Origin of the sequence: Actinopolymorpha sp. B11F2, from assembly GCF_040195635.1 — a bacterium.
GTDB lineage: Bacteria > Actinomycetota > Actinomycetes > Propionibacteriales > Actinopolymorphaceae > Thermasporomyces.
The window spans coordinates 439,553-456,878 of the sequence record NZ_JBEFTX010000003.1 but is presented as its reverse complement, the minus strand read 5'-3'; the positions used below and the strand labels follow the sequence as shown (position 1 = coordinate 456,878).

Sequence of the window (17,326 nt, the reverse complement as noted above, 5' to 3'; positions counted from 1 at the left end):
GTCCCCCCTGCGGCCGGTCTTTTTGGGGAGTACACGGGATCGTCGCGGCAGTGTTCTGAGGGTGTCCCACGCAGGCTACCCGTGTCCGGGATCCGGCGACGTCCACAAGGGTGTCGTACGCCACTCTCCTTCCGGGCGGCCGGCCACGCAGAACGCGGTAAGGCGGGGATGCGAACCAACCGTGTCCACGCGGCGCCGCAGGGGGAGGCAGCACAAAATGCCAGGAAACAAAGCAGTGGAGTACATCGGCCCAGGCAAGGTCGAAGTACGCACGATCGACTATCCCACCCTCGAAGTGCACGACGGCCCCGGCGTACCACGGGCGAATGTCGGTCGTCAGTGTCAGCACGGCGTCGTCCTCAAGGTCGTGGCGAGCAATATCTGTGGCTCCGACCAGCACATGGTGCGTGGCCGTACGACGGCACCGTCCGGGCTGGTGCTGGGCCACGAGATCACCGGCGAGGTCGTGGAGAAGGGGCGTGACGTCGAGTTCATCGACGTCGGCGACCTCTGCTCGGTGCCGTTCAACATCGCGTGCGGGCGGTGCCGAATGTGTAAGGAAGGAAACACCGGTGTCTGCCTCAACGTGAACCCGGACCGGCCGGGCGCTGCGTACGGCTATGTCGACATGGGTGGATGGGTCGGCGGCCAGGCGGAATATGTCATGGTTCCGTACGCCGACTGGAACCTCCTGAGGTTCCCGGACAAGGCGCAGGCGATGGAGAAGATCCTCGACCTGACGATGCTGTCCGACATCTTCCCGACCGGCTACCACGGCGCCGTCACCGCAGGGGTGACGACCGGGGCGACGGCGTACATCGCCGGAGCGGGTCCGGTGGGGCTGGCGGCGGCACACGCGGCCCAGTTCCTGGGCGCCTCGGTGGTGATCGTGGGCGACATGAACCGGCGCCGGCTCGGTCAGGCCCGCAGCTTCGGCTGCGAGACCGTGGACCTCACCGAGGATGCGACCCTGCCCGAACAGATCGAGCAGATCCTCGGAGTTCCCGAGGTCGACGCCGCAGTGGACGCGGTCGGCTTCGAGGCGCGCGGCCACGGGCAGGACGCCGACACCGAGATGCCCGCGACCGTACTCAACTCGATCATGGAGATCACCCGGCCGGCGGGGAAGCTCGGAATTCCGGGGCTGTACGTCACCGGTGACCCTGGCGGCGCCGATGAGGCCGCAAAGACCGGCAGTCTGTCCATCCGGTTCGGACTCGGCTGGGCGAGGTCGCTGTCGCTGACGACCGGCCAGTGCCCGGTGATGCGCTACCACCGCGGACTGATGCAGGCGATCCTCCACGACCGGACCAAGATCGCGAAAGCCGTCAACGCCAAGGTGATCCCGCTGGAGGACGCACCGAACGGCTACGAGGACTTCGACAAGGGAGAGGCGTGCAAGTACGTCCTCGACCCGCACGGAATGCTGGCCGGCAAGTCCGCCGCATAAGGAACGCGGTTCGCCGTGTCGGATCGCCAGCCGGCCGGCGAATGGTCCACGGTGGCGGAACTGATCCACGGTGGCGGAGCCAGACACCCCACGCAGGTGGCGTCTGGACTCCCCACCGTTGGTCAACCATCGTCGACGAACGTCGTGCGCTCCCGCTGAGTGCGCCGCTGGTCGGCGTTCACGAGGTCACGTACGCGGGAGACCTCGCCGCGGACCGCACGGGTGCCGAGCCTCGACACCTCTGCAGCCTCGGCAGCGGTCAGGTACGCCGCCGGTGACTTCCCGTGAACGCGGGCGAGCAACAGTGCGCCGGTGTGGCGTACGACCGACTCCTCCGCACCCGCCCGACCACCCGCCGCCGCATAGCTGTCAAGGAAGCCTTGCGCGCACGCCGTCAGCCGCTCCTGCGCGCCCTCCACCCGGCTCGCCAGGTGCACCGCCTTCATCACCAGGTGGTGCAGCAGGAACGCGACGTCGAACACCGGATTGCCCGCATGCGCGACCTCGAAGTCGAGCACCCAGAGGTCGTCGCCACCGGTCAGGACGTTCTTCGGCGAGAAGTCGCCGTGGACGAGGCAGGTCTGCTCGGTGAGCAACTCGTCCAGGCACGCGGTCACGGCGGCGGCAACGTCGGGACGCCTGGCGGCGACGGTGCGGTGGTACGGGTCGCCGCGGAGTTCGAGGAACATCGTCAGGTCGGCGAAGCCGGCCAGCGTGTCCGCGTCCCCCCGGGTCGCCGCGTGCCAGGTGCCGAGCACGTGCCCCAGCGTGAGGGCGGCCGGAACCGCGATCGTGCCGCCCAGCAGGGAGGTACGCCACTCCGACCAGTCCTCCGGTGCCGCCGACATGACGATGATGAACCGCTCCGGGTCGTAGTCGAGCAGCCGCGGCAGGCGCCCGGGTGTCAGCGTTTCGAGCAGGCCGATCGCCCGCGCCTCGACACCCGCACGTTCCTGGCGCGCCGGCCACACGTCGGCGACCGACAGGAACGGCAGCGGCTGCTTGACGACGTACCGTTGCCCGCCATCGACCGCGAGGAACGTCGCGCTACTCACGCCACCAGCGAGGGTGGTGACCCGCAGGCCGGCGGCAGCCGGGGCGATCCCGCGGGCGCGCAGGTGTTCACCCACGGCCTCCTCGCTCAGTCGCACCGTCACCCGAGCGAGTCTGCCCGACCGGCGATGTCGGCGACAGGTCCCCGCGATGGCGAACCCCGGTCGCCGGCAGCTCTCCTTGCCGAGTCGACCTCCGAACTACCGCGCTCAGTCGATCGGTACGTACAGGTCGGTACGCAGTTCGTCCGGCGGCGTGCTGTCATGGTCGCTGACATAGACCTCGAAGCAGACGCCTTCCCGCAACGTGTGGCCACCGGCCGGAACGTGTTCGCCGTAGAGCCGGGCCCAGGCCTCGCCGAGTCCGAAATAGTGGCCGATGAACTCCGCGCGGAGGAACTTTCCCGACGGCAGCCGTTCCTCTTCGAGGTCACCGATCTTCGCGTCGTCCGTCACGCTGACCGCGGCGACGGCCTGCAGTTCCTCGGCGGGTTTGGTTTCCGGGTCGTCGTAGTAGATGGCGAGCCGCATCGCCTCGGGATCGTCCATGAGACCGAGCGGACCTGCTTGTTGCGCGAGTGCGCCGAATGCCGCGCCGATCAGGTAGTAGGGGCCTTTGTGGCGTACGGCCGCAAGGCGTTTCGCCGGCACCTCGACGACGTCCAGTTTCATGGGGTCTCCTCCCCGATCGACAAGATGGAAAAGGGTCAGTCCGCCTGGATGAAAATGCAGACCGTTGGGAGCCCGGATACCCGGACAGGTCCGCAGGCCGTTGCGGAATCTTGACGGTGGCATTCCGTACGCCTGTTGAAAGGCCTTGGTGAATGCCTCATGAGTGGCATATCCCGCGGTGAAAGCCAGCTCCGTGATCGGCCGGGAGGTGTTGCGAACCTGCCAGGCCGCGCGTTCGAGCCGGAGCCGACGGATGAGCTCGGCCGGCGATTCGCCCGTCATCGCCCGGAAGATCCGGTGGAAGTGATACGGCGACAGGAACACCCGGCCGGCGAGCTCGCGAAACCCGGGCGGATCGTCCAGCCTGCGGGCGATTTCGGCCATGGTGTCCCGCACCATCGCCTCGTAGTCCACCGCCATCAGTCCACCGCCATCAGTCCACCGCCATCGCACACCGCCTGGAGGCCCGTCCGTTGCCCATGTCGAAGTCAACGTAGACGAGCGAACGGCGGGGTCGCTTGTCCCCGCTTGCGGTCCGTACGTGGCGAACCTCCGTCGCGTACTCCGGTGATCAGCACGGGGATTTTCCTGGAAGCAACATGCCTGGTCGATCGGCGAAATGCGGACGAGCGAAGCTGGGTCGCACAAGGCGGGCGAGGGGGCTTCGCGGGACGCTCGATCTGAGGGGGACCTCATGACGTTGTGGCAGGTACGCACCCGGGTTCGCGATCTTCCCGGCACGCTGGCGCGCCTCGCGACCGCGCTCGGCGCCGTACCAGGAAATGTGGTCGGCATCGACGTCCAGGGCTGCGACACCACGCACGTGCACGACGACCTGTTCGTCGACGTACCTGACTCGGTGACGCAGGCTGAGCTCTGCGGGGCGCTGGCCGCGGCGGTGGAGGGGACCGAGCCGGTCTACGCCCGCCGGGCACGCGCGCAGGAACTCGTCGACGGCCCCAGCCACGCACTTGCCCTCGCCGAGCGACTGGTCGAGGATCCGGCGAGCATGCCCAAGCTGGTGTGCCAGCTGGTCGGCGGCGACAGTGTCGAGCCGAGGTACCGGATCCCGGCCGAGTCCGACCACGAACTCGTCGTGATCGTGCCGCCCACCGGCGAGGTCATGGTGATCCGGCGGGACTGGGCGCCGTTCACCGTCGTCGAACGCGCCCGGGTCGACCGGTTCCTCGCCTGCGCGGCAAGCATCGCCCGGGCACGGTCCAGGGCGGGGCACAGCGCCACCCTCGCCGACGGCGCCGAAGTGCGGCTCCGGGACGGTACGCCCGCCGACACCGATGACGTGGCTGACCTGCTCGAACGCTGCAGCGAGTCGACGCGGCAGGGGCGGTTCATGTCCCCGACCGTGCACCTGTCGGACGAGTGGCTCGCGCGGCTGGCGTCGCCGGCCGAGGGCTTCGCGGTCCTGGCGTACTCAGAGAACGGCGCGCTGATCGGCATGGCCCAGTGCCTGCCGGACACCGAACAGGACGTACGCGGGGACGTGGCTCCGGGGCCCGCCGGCAGCGAACGCTCGGGCCGCCACGAGATCGGCCTCGTCGTCGTCGACACCTGGCAGCGACGTGGGGTGGGGACGCTGCTGTTGCGGAGCCTCGTGCGAAGGGCCAGGAGCGAGGGCATCGGGGACGTCGTGTCGGTGGGGCTCGCCGGCCGGGCCGGGGCAGAACGGTTGTTCGTCCGAGCAGGGCTCGCTCCGGTCGTCCGGTACGTCGACGGCATCCGGGAGGTGCGGGCCCGGCTCAGGTCTGGTCGTCGTGCGGCTGGATCTGACCGGCGTGCGGCTGGATCTGACCGGCGTGCGGCTGGATCTGACCGGCGTGCGGCTGGGCGAATGGCCACGGTGCCGGAACCGATCAGCCCGACCCACGACCAGCGGGGTTCGGTGCTCAGCGGCCGCCGTGCCCGTCAGGCCTGGGCCCGGTCACAAGCCTGATCGCGCTGGGATCCGGCCCCGCGTTCATGATCATGAAGGAAAAGTGGCCATACGTACGCAAAACGTTCATGATCACGATCATGATCACGGGAACAGCCACGGGGGCGTCACCTGGAGGGTGCGTGGGCTAGGGGTGGAGGCCGCGGGGCAGGGGGAAGTGCTCGGCGAGGAACTCCAGCAGCAGTCGGTTGAAGGCCGCGGGATTGTCCTGGTGGGCGTGGTGCCCGGCCCGGCGGATCACCTCGTACCGACACCGCGGGTCCCTCGCCGCCCATCGCGGCGCCAGCCGGCGGACTCCCGTCGTACCGTCGTACTCGCCATGAACGAGCAGCAGCGGCTGCTCGATCCGATAGGTCGGATCCGATCTGATCTTCCCGGCACCGGCCCGTAGGGCCGCGAGGAGCTCGCCCCTCGTGAGCCGTTGGGTCGCGTCGTAAGCATAGGTCTGCACCGCCGGGACGATGCCGCTCGCGCGCGCCAGGCGCTGCCGCAGCGTACGTCCCGAACGCAGCCGACACCCCGCCCGCGACCACGCCGACGCCCACGCGTGCCACGGCCCCGCCGGAAATGTCACGCAGCCGGCGCCGATGACGACCAGCGCGGCGACGCGTTCGGGCCGGGAGAACACGATCTGCTGGGACACCTGCGCACCGAGCGCCTGACCGACCAGGCACACCTGCCGGCCGAGCAGGTGATTGTCCAACAATGCTTGGAGATCCTCGGCGACATCAGTCATCCTCAACGGAACCTTGCCCAGTGGCTTCGACCTGCCGTGGCCGCGGATGTCCCAGCGGAGCGTGCGGTAGCCCGCCTTCCACACGGCCGGCAGCTGGCCGGCGAACATCCGGTGATCCATCGAGGCACCGTGGGTGAAAGCCACCATCGGTGCGCGTTTGGGACCGGCCACCCAGTAGTGGATCGCCGACCCCGACCGCTGGAGGATGCCGGAGATCTCCTCCATGAGTGCCCCTCTCGCGACGCGTCTGGCGCGACGTCGACAGGCATTCCGGCACTCCTGCCCGATCAGCGTAACCACAGCGGTGGCACTGATGTGGACCCATTCACCAACCCGCCGCCACCAGAGACCATGCGGTGGTCGCACGGTTTCGCGTCGTACACCCACGCTGAACGAACGACAAAAGCTCAACGAGAGCAAGGGGTTCAGTAAGAGAGAGTGCAACAGCGGAAATGGCTCAGCAGTGGAAAGGGCTCAGCAGTGGAAAGGCTCAGTAGTGGAAGGGGAAGGGCGACCAGTCGGGATCGCGCTTCCCCAGGAAGGCGTCGCGCCCCTCGGCCGCCTCGTCGGTCATGTACGCCAGCCGGGTCGCTTCACCGGCGAAGAGTTGCTGTCCGACCAAACCGTCGTCGATCAGGTTGAAGGCGTACTTCAACATGCGCAGGGCCGTCGGGCTCTTCCGGTTGATCTCCCGGGCCCATTCCAGCGCCGTACGTTCGAGATCGGCATGCGGGATGACGGCGTTGACCATGCCCATCTGGTATGCCTCGTCCGCGTCGTACGCCCTGCCCAGGAAGAAGATCTCCCGGGCGAACTTCTGCCCGACCTGACGGGCGAGATAGGCCGAGCCGAATCCGCCGTCGAAGCTGGCGACATCGGCGTCGGTCTGCTTGAAGCGCGCGTGTTCGCGGCTGGCGAGGGTGAGGTCGCAGACGACGTGGAGGCTGTGGCCACCGCCGGCGGCCCAGCCGGGTACGACACACACCACGACCTTCGGCATGAAGCGGATCAGCCGCTGGCATTCGAGGATGTGCAGCCGCCCGGGACGCGCGGTGTCCACGCCGTCCGCGGTCTCCCCGTCGGCGTACTGATAGCCGGTACGACCCCGGATCCGCTGGTCACCACCGGAGCAGAACGCCCAGCCGCCGTCCCTGGGCGACGGTCCGTTGCCCGTGAGCAGGACGCAGCCGACGTCCGGGGTCATCCGGGCGTGGTCGAGGGCGCGGTGGAGCTCGTCGACGGTGTGCGGCCGGAACGCGTTGCGGACTTCGGGACGGTTGAAGGCGATTCGCACGGTCCCCTGGTCGACCGCCCGGTGGTAGGTGAGGTCGGTGAAGTCGAACCCCTCGACCGCCTTCCAGGAGGCAGGATCGAACAGCGGTGAAACCTGCTCGGACGCCCCACCCATCCGGCCCACCCTCTCCCTTGTCGTTCACGTGTGCAGGCCCGTGTCCTGCTCGCCCACTGATCGTGCCACCGCGGGCCGACGACCCGGCACCCCGGCTGGTCCACGTCCGCGGACCCTCCTCGCCGTAGACTGTCGAGTCCCCAAGCCGTCGGAACCAGCGGAGGACCGGTCGTGGTACGCAGATGCGCGCTGCACAGCCGGATCCGCGGGCCCGCGGCGGCGGCCATGGGCATCCTGCTCGGCGTCCTCCTCGGCGTGGCTCAGCCGGGCATGGCCGGACTGCGGGCCGCCTATCGGGAGCCGGTCGGCGGCAACAGCCGCACCGCCGCCCAGCCGCTCACCGACTCACGGACCCATCGCGCGACGTCCGCCTCGCAGAGCACGTCGGAGGTCACCTCGGACGGCACGTCGCAGAACACGTCGGACGGTACGTCGCGGGGCAGACCGAGCGGTCTCGGTCATATCGCTCCGACATCCTCTGCGGTCCACGGCATGAGCGGCTCGGGCTCACCAAGCGCGTCCAGCGATCCGGCCGGCGCGACGCACGAACGCGCACGGGCCGCCGGCGACACCACCCACGCCGCGGGAATCCTCTTCGGCGCGGACGTCGTCCACTCCACCGGAGGGCGTGGAGCGCCCGTCGAGCGTGCTCCCCCGGAGGTCGGTTCCGCCGCCTGAACGCCTGAGCACCTGATCACGCCGACGCTCACGAACCCCTTCGCTGACTCGGGCGTACCGCAGGCACAGGCTCCTTCCTCGGCCCGCGACCCCACCGATCCTCCCCGGAGGCACCGTGTCCCGCGCACCTTTGTTCCGCGCCATCCTGACGTTCGGCATCCTCGCCGCGGCGTTGTACTTCGCGATCAGTACGCCGGTCAAGCTGGGCCTCGATCTGCGCGGCGGCACTCAGATCGTCCTCGAGACCCATGACGGTCCCGCCGCCAAGGCCGACGCCGAATCGACGAGTCGTGCGCTGGAGGTCCTCCGCCGCCGGGTCGACGCACTGGGTGTGTCAGAGCCGAGCCTCACCCAGTCCGGTGACCGCCGGATCATCGTCGAGCTGCCCGGTGTGCAGGACCCGCGGGAGGCCGAGCGGGTCATCGGTCGTACCGCCCAGCTCACGTTCCATCCCGTGGTCGGCGTCGCCCAGCCGAAGGAGAAGCCCAAGAAGGGCGAGAAGATCATCGCCGACGAGCAGGGCCAGCGGATCAGGATCGGCCCGACCGCCCTCACCGGCGAGGGTGTCACGGACGCCTCCGGAATGACCGACCCGCAGCAGGGTCTCGGGTGGTTCGTCAACGTCAAGTTCACCGGAGCCGGCGGCGACGCGTGGGCCAAGGTGACTGGTGAAGCGGCGTGTGCGCAGCCCGGCGATCCGAAACGGCGGGTGGCCATCGTCCTGGACGACAAGGTGATCTCCTCGCCGCAGGTCGAAGAGACCGTCCCCTGCAACGTCGGGATCGCCGGCGGCGAGACGACGATCACCGGCGACTTCACCCAGGAGTCGGCACAGGAACTCGCCGTCCTCATCAAGGGCGGTGCGCTCCCGGTGCCCGTCGAGACGATCGAGCAGCGCACCGTCGGGCCGACGTTGGGTGCCGAGGCGATCGAGGCGAGCTGGAAGGCCGGCGTGATCGGCCTCGCCCTGACCGGCCTGTTCATCATCGTCGTCTACCGGCTGATGGGTGCGCTCGCGACGATCGCGCTCGCCAGCTACGCGCTGCTGTCCTACGCCACCCTGGTCGCGCTCGGCGCCACCCTCACCCTCCCCGGCCTGGCCGGCTTCGTCCTCGCCATCGGCATGGCGATCGACGCCAACGTGCTCGTCTTCGAACGCGCACGGGAGGAGTACGCCGCCGCGCCCAAACGCGGGCTCACCGCGGCCCTGAGCCGGGGGTTCTCCGGGGCGTGGACCGCCATCATCGACTCCAACGTCACCACGCTGCTCGCCGCCGGGTTGCTGTTCTTCCTGGCGTCAGGACCGGTCCGCGGGTTCGGCGTCACGCTGTCGGTCGGTGTCATCGCCTCGCTCGTTTCCGCGCTCATCATCGCCCGGGTGCTCACCGAGTGGGCCGTCAAGCGGAGCTTCGTCCGCAACCGCCCAGGCATCACCGGGCTCGCCGCCCTGGGACGGGTGCGGACCTGGCTCACCGGACGCAACCCCGACCTGATGTCGCGGAAGAACCTCTGGCTCGCCATCTCGGCCACCGTCGTCATCGTCGCGATCGCGGGCATCTTCATCCGCGGGCTCAACTGGGGAGTCGAGTTCACCGGCGGCCGGGTGATCGAGTACTCCACGAGCCGGCCGGTCAACATCGACGCGGCACGCGAGGCCGTGGCCGACGCCGGGTTCCCGCGCGCGGTCGTCCAGCGCTCCGGCGAGGACAACGTGTCCGTGCGTACCGGCCAACTCACCACCCAGCAGGCCGTCGAGGTCCAGGAGGCGCTGGGCGACGTCGGTGGCAAGGTCACCAAGGAACGCGACGAACTCATCGGGCCGAGCCTCGGCACCGAACTACGGATCAAGGCGCTCATCGCGCTCGGGGTGGCTCTGCTCGCGCAGATGGCGTATCTCGCGATCCGGTTCCGATGGACCTTCGGGGTGTCGGCGGTGCTCGCGATGTTCCACGACATCCTGTTCGTGACCGGTGTGTTCGCCTGGCTGGGCCGGCCGATCGACGGCGTCTACCTCGCGGCGGCGCTCACCATCATCGGCCTGTCGGTCAACGACACGGTGGTGGTCTTCGACCGGGTGCGGGAGTTGTGGGCGGGCAGTCCGCGGACGCCGTTCGCCACGACCGCGAACACCGCGGCGTTGCAGACCGTCCCGAGGACCATCAACACCGGGCTGGGCGCGATGTTCATCCTGGCCGCACTGGCGGTGCTCGGCGGGTCGTCGCTCACCGACTTCGCGGTGGCGCTGCTGCTGGGTCTGCTCGTCGGTACGTACTCCTCGGTCTTCACCGCGACGCCACTCGCGATCACGTTGCAGGCGAAGAGTGCCAGCGGGCCGCCCAGGACCCGGTCGCGCGCACCGGAGGCCGCTGCCCGGCGCCGGGCCCGCCAGTCCGGTTCCGGTGCCGTCGTCTGACGCCGTACGCCGGGGCGCGTGAGGGCCGCCGGGGTCAGGGCAGGCCGCCGGCGGCGCAGAGGTTCTGGCCGGTCAGCCACCTGCCGTCCGGCCCCACCAGGAACGCCACGACGTCGGCGATGTCCGCGGGCTGGCCCAGCCGGCCGAGCGTGGTCATCGCGGGAATCTGCTCCAGCACTTCGGGCGGATTGGTCGACCGCAGCAGGTCGGTGTCGGTCGCCCCGGGCGAGACGATGTTGGCGGTGATGCCGCGCGCGCCGAGTTCTTTCGCGGCCGTACGCGTCAACATCTCGATCGCACCCTTGCTCGCCTGGTAGAGCCCGTTGCCGGCCACCGGCAACGCGGTGTTGAGGCTCGAGACCGCCACGATCCGCCCGCCGTCGCGCATCCGCCGCGCGGCCTCCTGCAAGGCGATGAACGTCGACCTGGCATTGGCGTTCATCACCGCGTCGTAGTCGTCCTCGCTCGCCTCGGCAAGGCTCGCCAGCCGGCTCGTCGCGGCGTTGCACACGAGGATGTCGAGTCCGCCCAGCAGGTCGTCGGCCGTGTCGAAGAGCCGTCGTAGGTCTGCGACGCTGCCGAGATCCGCCGGCACGGCGTGGGCGACCCCACCTGCCGCGCGCACGGTCTCGACCACCTCGTCGGCCGCCTGCTTGTGTCGTACGAAACTGAACACCACCGAAGCACCGTCGCGCGCGAGGCGCTCGACGACCGCACGTCCGATACCGCGCGAGCCGCCCGTCACGAGGGCCGTCCGCCCCTCCAGCACGCCTGTCATCGCCACCCCCTTGCACGGGGGTACGACCCCGTGCCGCCAACGTAGCAAGCGATCTCGTCAGTGCCGTCCTCACCACGCGAGGCGAGTTGCATGGTCGCGCTGGATGGAGTCAGCCCGAGCGGGATCGCCTGACCCGCTTCAGCCACACCCCCACGGAACCAGTCCTCTAGGCTGGCGGAAAGCATGGCCCTGGAGCGGAGGACAGAACTCGTGCAGCCAAGCGGAGAGCAGTACTCCATGACGGCGGTCGGCTACACCGCGACCGTGACCGAGGTCGGTGCCACGTTGCGCAAGCTCGCCCACGAAGGGCGCGCGCTCGTCGCCGGCTTCGCCGCCGAGGAGATCCGGCCGGCCTACCGGGGCGCCGTGCTCGCCCCCTGGCCCAACCGAGTGGCCGATGGTGCGTACGACTTCGGGGGTACGAGGCACCAGCTGCCGCTGAGCGAACCGGCCCGGCACAACGCCCTGCACGGCCTGGTCGCCTGGGTGCCCTGGACACTGCTCGAACGCTCAGCGGACCGGGTGGTCCTCGGGTACCAGCTGTTCCCGCAGGACGGGTATCCGTTCCGGCTCGATCTCACGGTGTCCTACGTACTCTCCGTCGACGGGCTGACGACCCGACTCACGGCGCTGAACGCCGGCGTGGACGAAGCGCCCTACGGGTGCGCGCCGCACCCCTATCTCGTCGCCGGGCCGGGCCGGGTCGACGACTGGACGTTGGACCTGCCGGCGGCGGACTACCTCGAGGTGACGCCCGACCGGTTGCTGCCCGTGCGGGTGACGCCGGTCGAGGGGACGTCGTACGACTTCCGCCGCCCGCACGACATCGGAGACACGTTTCTCGACCACGCCTACACCGGCCTCGGTCGCGACGCGGGCGGGCGTACCCGGACGCGGGTCCTGACCGGCGACGGGAGCGGAGTGGAGATGTCGTGGAACGCGGCGGGCCTCCCTTGGGTGCAGGTGCACACGGCCGACCGCCCGGAACCCGAGCTCAACCGGTCCGGCCTCGCCGTGGAACCGATGACCTGCCCGCCGGACGCGTTCAACTCCCGCACGGACCTGCTGGTGCTCGCGCCAGGCGAACTCCACGAGGCCTCCTGGACCATCACCGCCGTCTAGGACGACGCCCGCCGCCGGCCAACCAGTCCGCGCGGAATTCCTGGTCGGAGACGAGCATCCCCTTCAGCGCCGTGCGCGGAGACAATGCGCTTCCCCGCCCGACATCGCTGTCCTACCTGGTCCGTCCCTCATTCCATACGTGAGTCCTCACGGGCAGTCCCGCGCCATCCGCTGCCGCACCGGTCAGAGGTCACGAGTCTCTGATCGGCGGGCGCGCCGAGGTTGCCCGTGGACAACTCCCGTACTCCCCTGCGGTACGGGTGCCGCCCACAGGCGCACCCCGGCGTTGTCGGTGCTGCCACCTAGCCTCGCCTTCACACATTCGTACGAAAGGACCCTCCGATGAGGTTCACCTGCGACACCGCGCAGTTGGGCAGGTCCGCCGCCTTCGCCGCGCGGCACACCGCCGGCAACGGCGCATCCATCCCGTCGCTGTCCGGACTGCGGATGTCGGCGCGCGAGGATGTCGTACGCCTGACGGGTTACGACTACGAGGCCAGCTCCGTCGTCAGCTTTCCCGCCGAGGTCGGCGAGGCTGGTGAGCTGCTCCTGCCTGGCCGGGTGTTCGCTGAGATCGTGCGTGCGTTGCCGGCCGGATCGGTCGAGATCAGCGCGGCCGGCGGCACGGTCGAGATCGCGGCCGGCACGATCGAGTTCACGCTGCCGACCCTGCCGATGGCCGACTACCCCGAGCTGCCGGCACCGCCCGCACCGACCGGGGTGGTCGACGGTGGGTCGTTTGCCAAGGTGGCCGCACAGATGGCCCGGATCGCGCTGCGCGAGCACGTCATCCCGGTGCTGTCGGGCACGCTGTGTGAGTTCGCGGCCGACTCGCTCACCATGACCGCGTCGGACCGCTTCCGGGTCGCGATCCGGGAGTTGCCGTGGAAGCCGACCGATGCCGACCTGCCCGCCCGGGCGGTCGCCCCGGCCCGGCTCCTCGCCGAGGCCGCCAAGGGCCTCGGTTCCGACGACGTCCTCACTGCAGGAGTGGGCGGCGCCGGCGATCCGTTGTTGAGTCTGGGCACGGACGACCGACTCACCACCCTCCGCCTGCTCGACGACACCTATCCCGCGCTGCGGTCGAAGGTGCCGACCTCGTTCGTGGGCGCGGTCACCCTCGACGCCGAACTGCTGGCTGCGGCGCTGCGGCGGGTGTGCATCGTCGCCGACCGTTACGCGGCGGTCGAGCTGTCGATCGGCTCCGACGAGGTGGTGGTGGGCGCCGCCGGCGACGTCGACACCCGCGGGCGTGAACGACTGCCCGCCGACCTCGACGGATCCGGTACGACGGTGGGGTTCAACGCCGGCTACCTGCTCGACGGCCTCGACGTGCTCGACGCGCCCTACGCGCGACTCTCCTTCAACGAAGGAGTCCGTCCCGCCCTGCTCACCGGGCGCGACAGTCCCGACGCCGACGATCGGGCGGACGTCCGCTATGTCGCCATGCCACGCCGTCTCGCCTCGTGACGCGCGGAACCTCGTGACGGGCGGGCTCGCGGTACTTCTGTCGTTGCGTTCGCCACGGTCGGTGCGTCCGTTCGGGCCTCAGGGCGGCCGCCCGGACATGGCGGCCTCGCGAAGCCGGGTGAACTCGGCGGCCAGACCTGCCGGGGTGTAGTGCGCGTTGAGACCGCTGGGATTCGGCAGTACCCAGACCTGGGCCGCGCCGAGCGTGGCGTCCTGCGGTCCGACCTTCGCGGCGGGGGAGTCGAAGGCGGTGCGGTAGGCGGTCACGCCGACGACCGCTACCCAGGTCGGGTGCTGGCGCGCGACCAGGCGTCGGAGGCGGCGGGCACCAGCGCGTAACTCTGTCGGTTCGACGTCACTCGCCTTCGCTGTCGCGCGTGGGACGAGGTTGGTGATGCCGAGCCCGTAGTCGAGCAACTCCCGCTGCTCGGCCGGCCGCAGCTGGCGTGGTGTCAGTCCGGCGTCGTGGAGGGCGCGCCAGAACCGGTTGCCCGGATGGGCGAAGTGCCAACCGGTCGCGCCAGAGGTGAGGCTTGGATTGATCCCGCAGAAGAGCACCGTCAGGCCGGGCGCCATGACGTCCCGAATCGTCTTCCCGGCGGCGGCCAGGAGGTCGGCCCTCGGCACCGCTACCTGTCGTCCGGCTCGCTCGGCCACTCAGCCCTCCGGCGGTGCTTTCAGGGTCACCGGCGTCGTGGTCTTCGGCCGGTCCGGTCCGCCTACCCCTGCGCCCGTTCGGCGTCGCCGTATTCGTCGTGCCAGTGCCACCATTCGTACGGCGGGGTTTGGGGGTAGCCCTCGGGCGAGTCCTCCCACTGCTCCTGACGCCCGAGTGCGGTCATGTCGAGGTGACTCCAGGTGTTTCCCAGCGCCTCGTCGCCACGGGCGTTGATGAAGTACGTGCGGAACACGCTGTCATCCTCGCGGATGAACGCGTTCGTGCCGTGCCACTCGTCCACACCGAAGTCGGCGTCGAACTCGTCGGTCATGGTGTACCACGGCATCGTCCAGCCCATCCGCGCCTTCACCCGCTCGATGTCCGGCTGCGGCGCACGCGAGGCGAAGACGAGTGTGGTGTCACGGGCGTTCAGATGGGCGAGGTGGCCGACGTGATCGGCCACCATGGAACAGCCGACACAGGCGTGGTCGGGCCAGCCGGACACACCGGGCTCGAAGAAGGCGCGGTAGACGATCAGCTGTCGACGACCCTCGAACAGGTCAAGCAGGCTCGCCCTACCCGCAGGTCCGTCGAACTCGTACGCCTTCTCCACCGTCAGCCACGGCATCCGCCGACGCGCCGCGGCCAGCGCATCACGGGCTCGGGTCAGCTCCTTCTCCTTCACGAGCAGCTGCTCGCGCGCAGCCTCCCACTCCTGTGGCGAAACGATCGGTGGTCTTTTCATGGTGATGTTCTCCTTCCCGCTCAGGTTCATACCCACGCCCCTGGCTGGTCCCGTTCGGCTTGCCCAGGGGCCCGGGCGACCATCTGTGGTGTCGCCGCGCGGGGCTTACCGGCTGAGGTGGTCCTTCAACGCATCGAGCTGGCCGTCCCAGTCGCGGGCCAGCGCGGCCAGGAACTGTTGTGCCACTTGCATCGGGGCGGAGTGGAGCCGGTACCGCACCCGGCGCCGCTCCCCAGGTTCGGCCGTCACCAGGCCGGCCTCTGCCATCAGGGCCAGGTGTTCGGCGATCGCCTCGGTGTCAGGCGGCATCGAGGTAGTCGACCAGGTCGCCCAGCTCGCTTGCCCAGCCCTGGGTGTTGCCGTCGTACGCCTTGTGGTGGGCGTCTTCCGGCAACTGGGCGAAGCCGGATTCGACGATGGTCAGCCGCGTCCCCGTACCGACCGGTTCGAGCGTGAACTCGACATAGGTGCGGCGCGGATCCCCCTCGGGCAGGCCGTAGATGTGCCAGGTGAAGCCGAACACCGTCGGCTCCCTCGACCCGTTCGACGCGCATGTCGGCGGTGTCGCCGCTGGTCCGGGGCCTACACGTCTCCGTGTACGCGGAGGAGGGCCAGCGTCGCGTCGTCGTGCACCTTCGCCGTGGTGCGGCGCTGGCCTGCCGGTTGCCCCGCGTCCGCGCGTTCGGCGGCCCGGGTCTGGGCGATCCATGCGTCCGGGCCGCCCGCGCGCAGTGCCTCGACGGCGTCCCGCCAGTCACCCCACCCGAACGTGTCGACGAGGCGGGTCGCCCCGTCGGTGGCCGCCACCACCGTGCGTACGCCCGACAGTGCGGACTCACCGGTGAGCGCTTCGTACGCCGACTCCGGACGTTCGGCCGCCACCCAGTAGCCGCCATGCTGGTTCCGCCGCGCTCGAACCACCGGGCCCGTCGGGCGTATCCCATCCGCGCGCAGCCGGCGACCTACCTGGCCCGCCCGGTTGTCGGTGATGAGCCGCGGTTCCCCGCCGGTGTCCACGACGATGGCCGCGTCGGACAGGACCAGATGTTCGAGCGTCCCCTCGCGGAGACGTACGACCGCCACCGTCGCGGCCGGGCTGTCCGGATGCGCGGGATCGCAGCCGCCGCCATGCGCGTTCCGAGTCTCGGCGATCGCTGCGGCGAGGCAGTCGGTGAGTGGGTCGGAACCCTTCCCCGCCAGGGAGAAGAGGCGGGTCCCGAGCGTCCGGGCGTACCACGCGACGCCATGCCGGCAGCCGGTGTCGGACCGATCGAGCGGTGTCACCCCGTCAACGACGACCACCACATCCGGGGACGCCACCACGAAGTCCTCGTTCGGGATCGCGGGATCACCGGCAACGGTCGCGAACGTCACCTGCATGCGTCGCGGCTCCTCAGCAAGCCAGTTCCTTCACCCACGGTGGCACCTTTGGACCTTATGCCCAGCCGGAGCCGTCCCACCGCCTCCGACCCAGGTGCTACTTCCGGCGTACGTGGATATCGCCACCGCCGAAGATCGCCACGCCCTTGAGCACGATGACCGGCGCACCAGGCGGGGGTGGCGTGTCGCCGGTGTTGATGCTGACGCCACCGACGACGCCGCCGCACTGGTTCTGCACTTCGACGCCATCGGGAATGGTGATGCTGATCCCACCAAAGAGGGCGAACAACCTGATCTCGACCCTACGCGCGTCGAAAGTCGCCTCGGTCATGTCCAGATCGAAGCCGCCGAACACCGCGACCGCATTCGTCCGACGCCGCACGCGCCAGCGACCTTTCCGTTCGCCACCGCCGAAGATCCCGATCAGGTGGTCGGTCTCGGCGGACGCCCCGGCCTGGTCGATCACGGGGCTCCGGGTCCGCCCCTGCGTGTCCGCGCCCGGCGTTTCCGCCACATCGGACAGGTCATGGGTCAGCGGTACCAGTTCCCCCAAAGTCTTCGCGGTGTAGACCGCGTCGAGGCGCTCGGAATGCTCATGCGCTTCCAGCCGCCCGTCCGCAAGCGCCTCACCGAGCAGCTGGACCACGCGTTCGCGATCCGCGTCGGACGCGCGGAGGTGCGCCCGTGGGTGCACCGGCTCAGGCAGATTCGTCATGGCGACACGATAGTGGGACATGGGGGTTGTGGGCGCGTACCCATTTCTCCTGCGCGGTCCGGGCGTAGGTTGGACTTCAGGCCAGCGCCAGCGCATCG

17 protein-coding genes are annotated in these 17,326 nt (G+C 69.7%); 6 read left to right on the top strand and 11 right to left on the bottom strand.

The annotated features are described in order from the left end of the window. Positions 1–217: 217 nt before the first annotated feature. Positions 218–1,450: a formaldehyde dehydrogenase, glutathione-independent gene (gene fdhA, locus ABN034_RS08545; RefSeq protein ID WP_349690452.1), complete on the top strand. Its 1,233-nt coding sequence runs from the start codon at positions 218–220 to the stop codon at positions 1,448–1,450. A gap of 122 nt (positions 1,451–1,572) precedes the next feature. Here fdhA and ABN034_RS08540 read toward each other — a convergent pair whose 3' ends face one another. Beyond that, complete coding sequence (locus ABN034_RS08540) at positions 1,573–2,607, bottom strand: phosphotransferase family protein (RefSeq protein WP_349690451.1); 1,035 nt, start codon at positions 2,605–2,607, stop codon at positions 1,573–1,575. Between the two features lie 105 nt (positions 2,608–2,712). Further along, positions 2,713–3,594: an AraC family transcriptional regulator gene (locus ABN034_RS08535; RefSeq protein WP_349690450.1), complete on the bottom strand. Its 882-nt coding sequence runs from the start codon at positions 3,592–3,594 to the stop codon at positions 2,713–2,715. A gap of 274 nt (positions 3,595–3,868) precedes the next feature. On the opposite strand from ABN034_RS08535, the gene ABN034_RS08530 reads away from it, so the two are divergent. Next, the gene (locus tag ABN034_RS08530; RefSeq protein ID WP_349690449.1) at positions 3,869–5,125 is read left to right on the top strand and encodes a GNAT family N-acetyltransferase; all 1,257 of its coding nucleotides are present in this window, start codon (positions 3,869–3,871) and stop codon (positions 5,123–5,125) included. A 127-nt stretch (positions 5,126–5,252) separates the two neighbouring features. Here the strand turns inward: ABN034_RS08530 and ABN034_RS08525 are convergent, their stop codons facing one another. Next, complete coding sequence (locus ABN034_RS08525) at positions 5,253–6,086, bottom strand: alpha/beta fold hydrolase (protein WP_349690448.1); 834 nt, start codon at positions 6,084–6,086, stop codon at positions 5,253–5,255. 265 nt (positions 6,087–6,351) lie between these two features. Further along, entirely contained in the window at positions 6,352–7,269 is a 918-nt protein-coding gene (locus tag ABN034_RS08520; RefSeq protein ID WP_349690447.1) for a 1,4-dihydroxy-2-naphthoyl-CoA synthase, read from the bottom strand. A 171-nt stretch (positions 7,270–7,440) separates the two neighbouring features. Here ABN034_RS08520 and ABN034_RS08515 point away from each other — a divergent pair, with 171 nt between their 5' ends. Both ABN034_RS08515 and secD read left to right on the top strand, forming a co-directional pair. Then, on the top strand, positions 7,441–7,947 hold the full coding sequence (locus ABN034_RS08515) for a hypothetical protein (RefSeq protein WP_349690446.1): 507 nt from the start codon (positions 7,441–7,443) through the stop codon (positions 7,945–7,947). 115 nt (positions 7,948–8,062) lie between these two features. Further along, entirely contained in the window at positions 8,063–10,360 is a 2,298-nt protein-coding gene (secD, locus tag ABN034_RS08510) for a protein translocase subunit SecD (protein ID WP_349690445.1), read from the top strand. Between the two features lie 34 nt (positions 10,361–10,394). Here the strand turns inward: secD and ABN034_RS08505 are convergent, their stop codons facing one another. Then, positions 10,395–11,138 (bottom strand): SDR family oxidoreductase, encoded by a 744-nt coding sequence (locus ABN034_RS08505; protein ID WP_349690444.1) that lies wholly within the window; start codon positions 11,136–11,138, stop codon positions 10,395–10,397. 210 nt (positions 11,139–11,348) lie between these two features. Here ABN034_RS08505 and ABN034_RS08500 point away from each other — a divergent pair, with 210 nt between their 5' ends. Together ABN034_RS08500 and dnaN are read left to right on the top strand one after the other, a co-directional pair. Beyond that, positions 11,349–12,260 (top strand): aldose 1-epimerase family protein, encoded by a 912-nt coding sequence (locus ABN034_RS08500; protein ID WP_349690443.1) that lies wholly within the window; start codon positions 11,349–11,351, stop codon positions 12,258–12,260. Between the two features lie 342 nt (positions 12,261–12,602). Continuing rightward, positions 12,603–13,730, top strand: coding sequence for a DNA polymerase III subunit beta (gene dnaN / locus ABN034_RS08495; RefSeq protein WP_349690442.1), 1,128 nt, complete (start codon positions 12,603–12,605; stop codon positions 13,728–13,730). Positions 13,731–13,808: 78 nt separating this feature from the next. On the opposite strand, the gene mug is transcribed toward dnaN, so the two are convergent. The 6 genes from mug to ABN034_RS08465 form a co-directional block, all read right to left on the bottom strand. Then, positions 13,809–14,387: a G/U mismatch-specific DNA glycosylase gene (gene mug, locus ABN034_RS08490; RefSeq protein WP_349690441.1), complete on the bottom strand. Its 579-nt coding sequence runs from the start codon at positions 14,385–14,387 to the stop codon at positions 13,809–13,811. Positions 14,388–14,449: 62 nt separating this feature from the next. Then, the gene (locus ABN034_RS08485) at positions 14,450–15,133 is read right to left on the bottom strand and encodes a DUF899 domain-containing protein (RefSeq protein ID WP_349690440.1); all 684 of its coding nucleotides are present in this window, start codon (positions 15,131–15,133) and stop codon (positions 14,450–14,452) included. Positions 15,134–15,238: 105 nt separating this feature from the next. Then, a complete protein-coding gene (locus tag ABN034_RS08480) occupies positions 15,239–15,442 on the bottom strand; it encodes a hypothetical protein (RefSeq protein ID WP_349690439.1) in 204 nt (67 codons plus the stop codon). Then, the gene (locus tag ABN034_RS08475; protein ID WP_349690438.1) at positions 15,432–15,656 is read right to left on the bottom strand and encodes an SRPBCC domain-containing protein; all 225 of its coding nucleotides are present in this window, start codon (positions 15,654–15,656) and stop codon (positions 15,432–15,434) included. Before ABN034_RS08475 ends, ABN034_RS08480 begins: the two co-directional genes overlap by 11 nt. Before the next feature lie 59 nt (positions 15,657–15,715). Further along, positions 15,716–16,513, bottom strand: a complete 798-nt coding sequence (locus ABN034_RS08470; protein ID WP_349690437.1) for a protein phosphatase 2C domain-containing protein — start codon at positions 16,511–16,513, stop codon at positions 15,716–15,718. Positions 16,514–16,610: 97 nt separating this feature from the next. Then, positions 16,611–17,228: a DUF1707 SHOCT-like domain-containing protein gene (locus ABN034_RS08465; RefSeq protein WP_349690436.1), complete on the bottom strand. Its 618-nt coding sequence runs from the start codon at positions 17,226–17,228 to the stop codon at positions 16,611–16,613. Positions 17,229–17,326 lie beyond the last annotated feature (98 nt).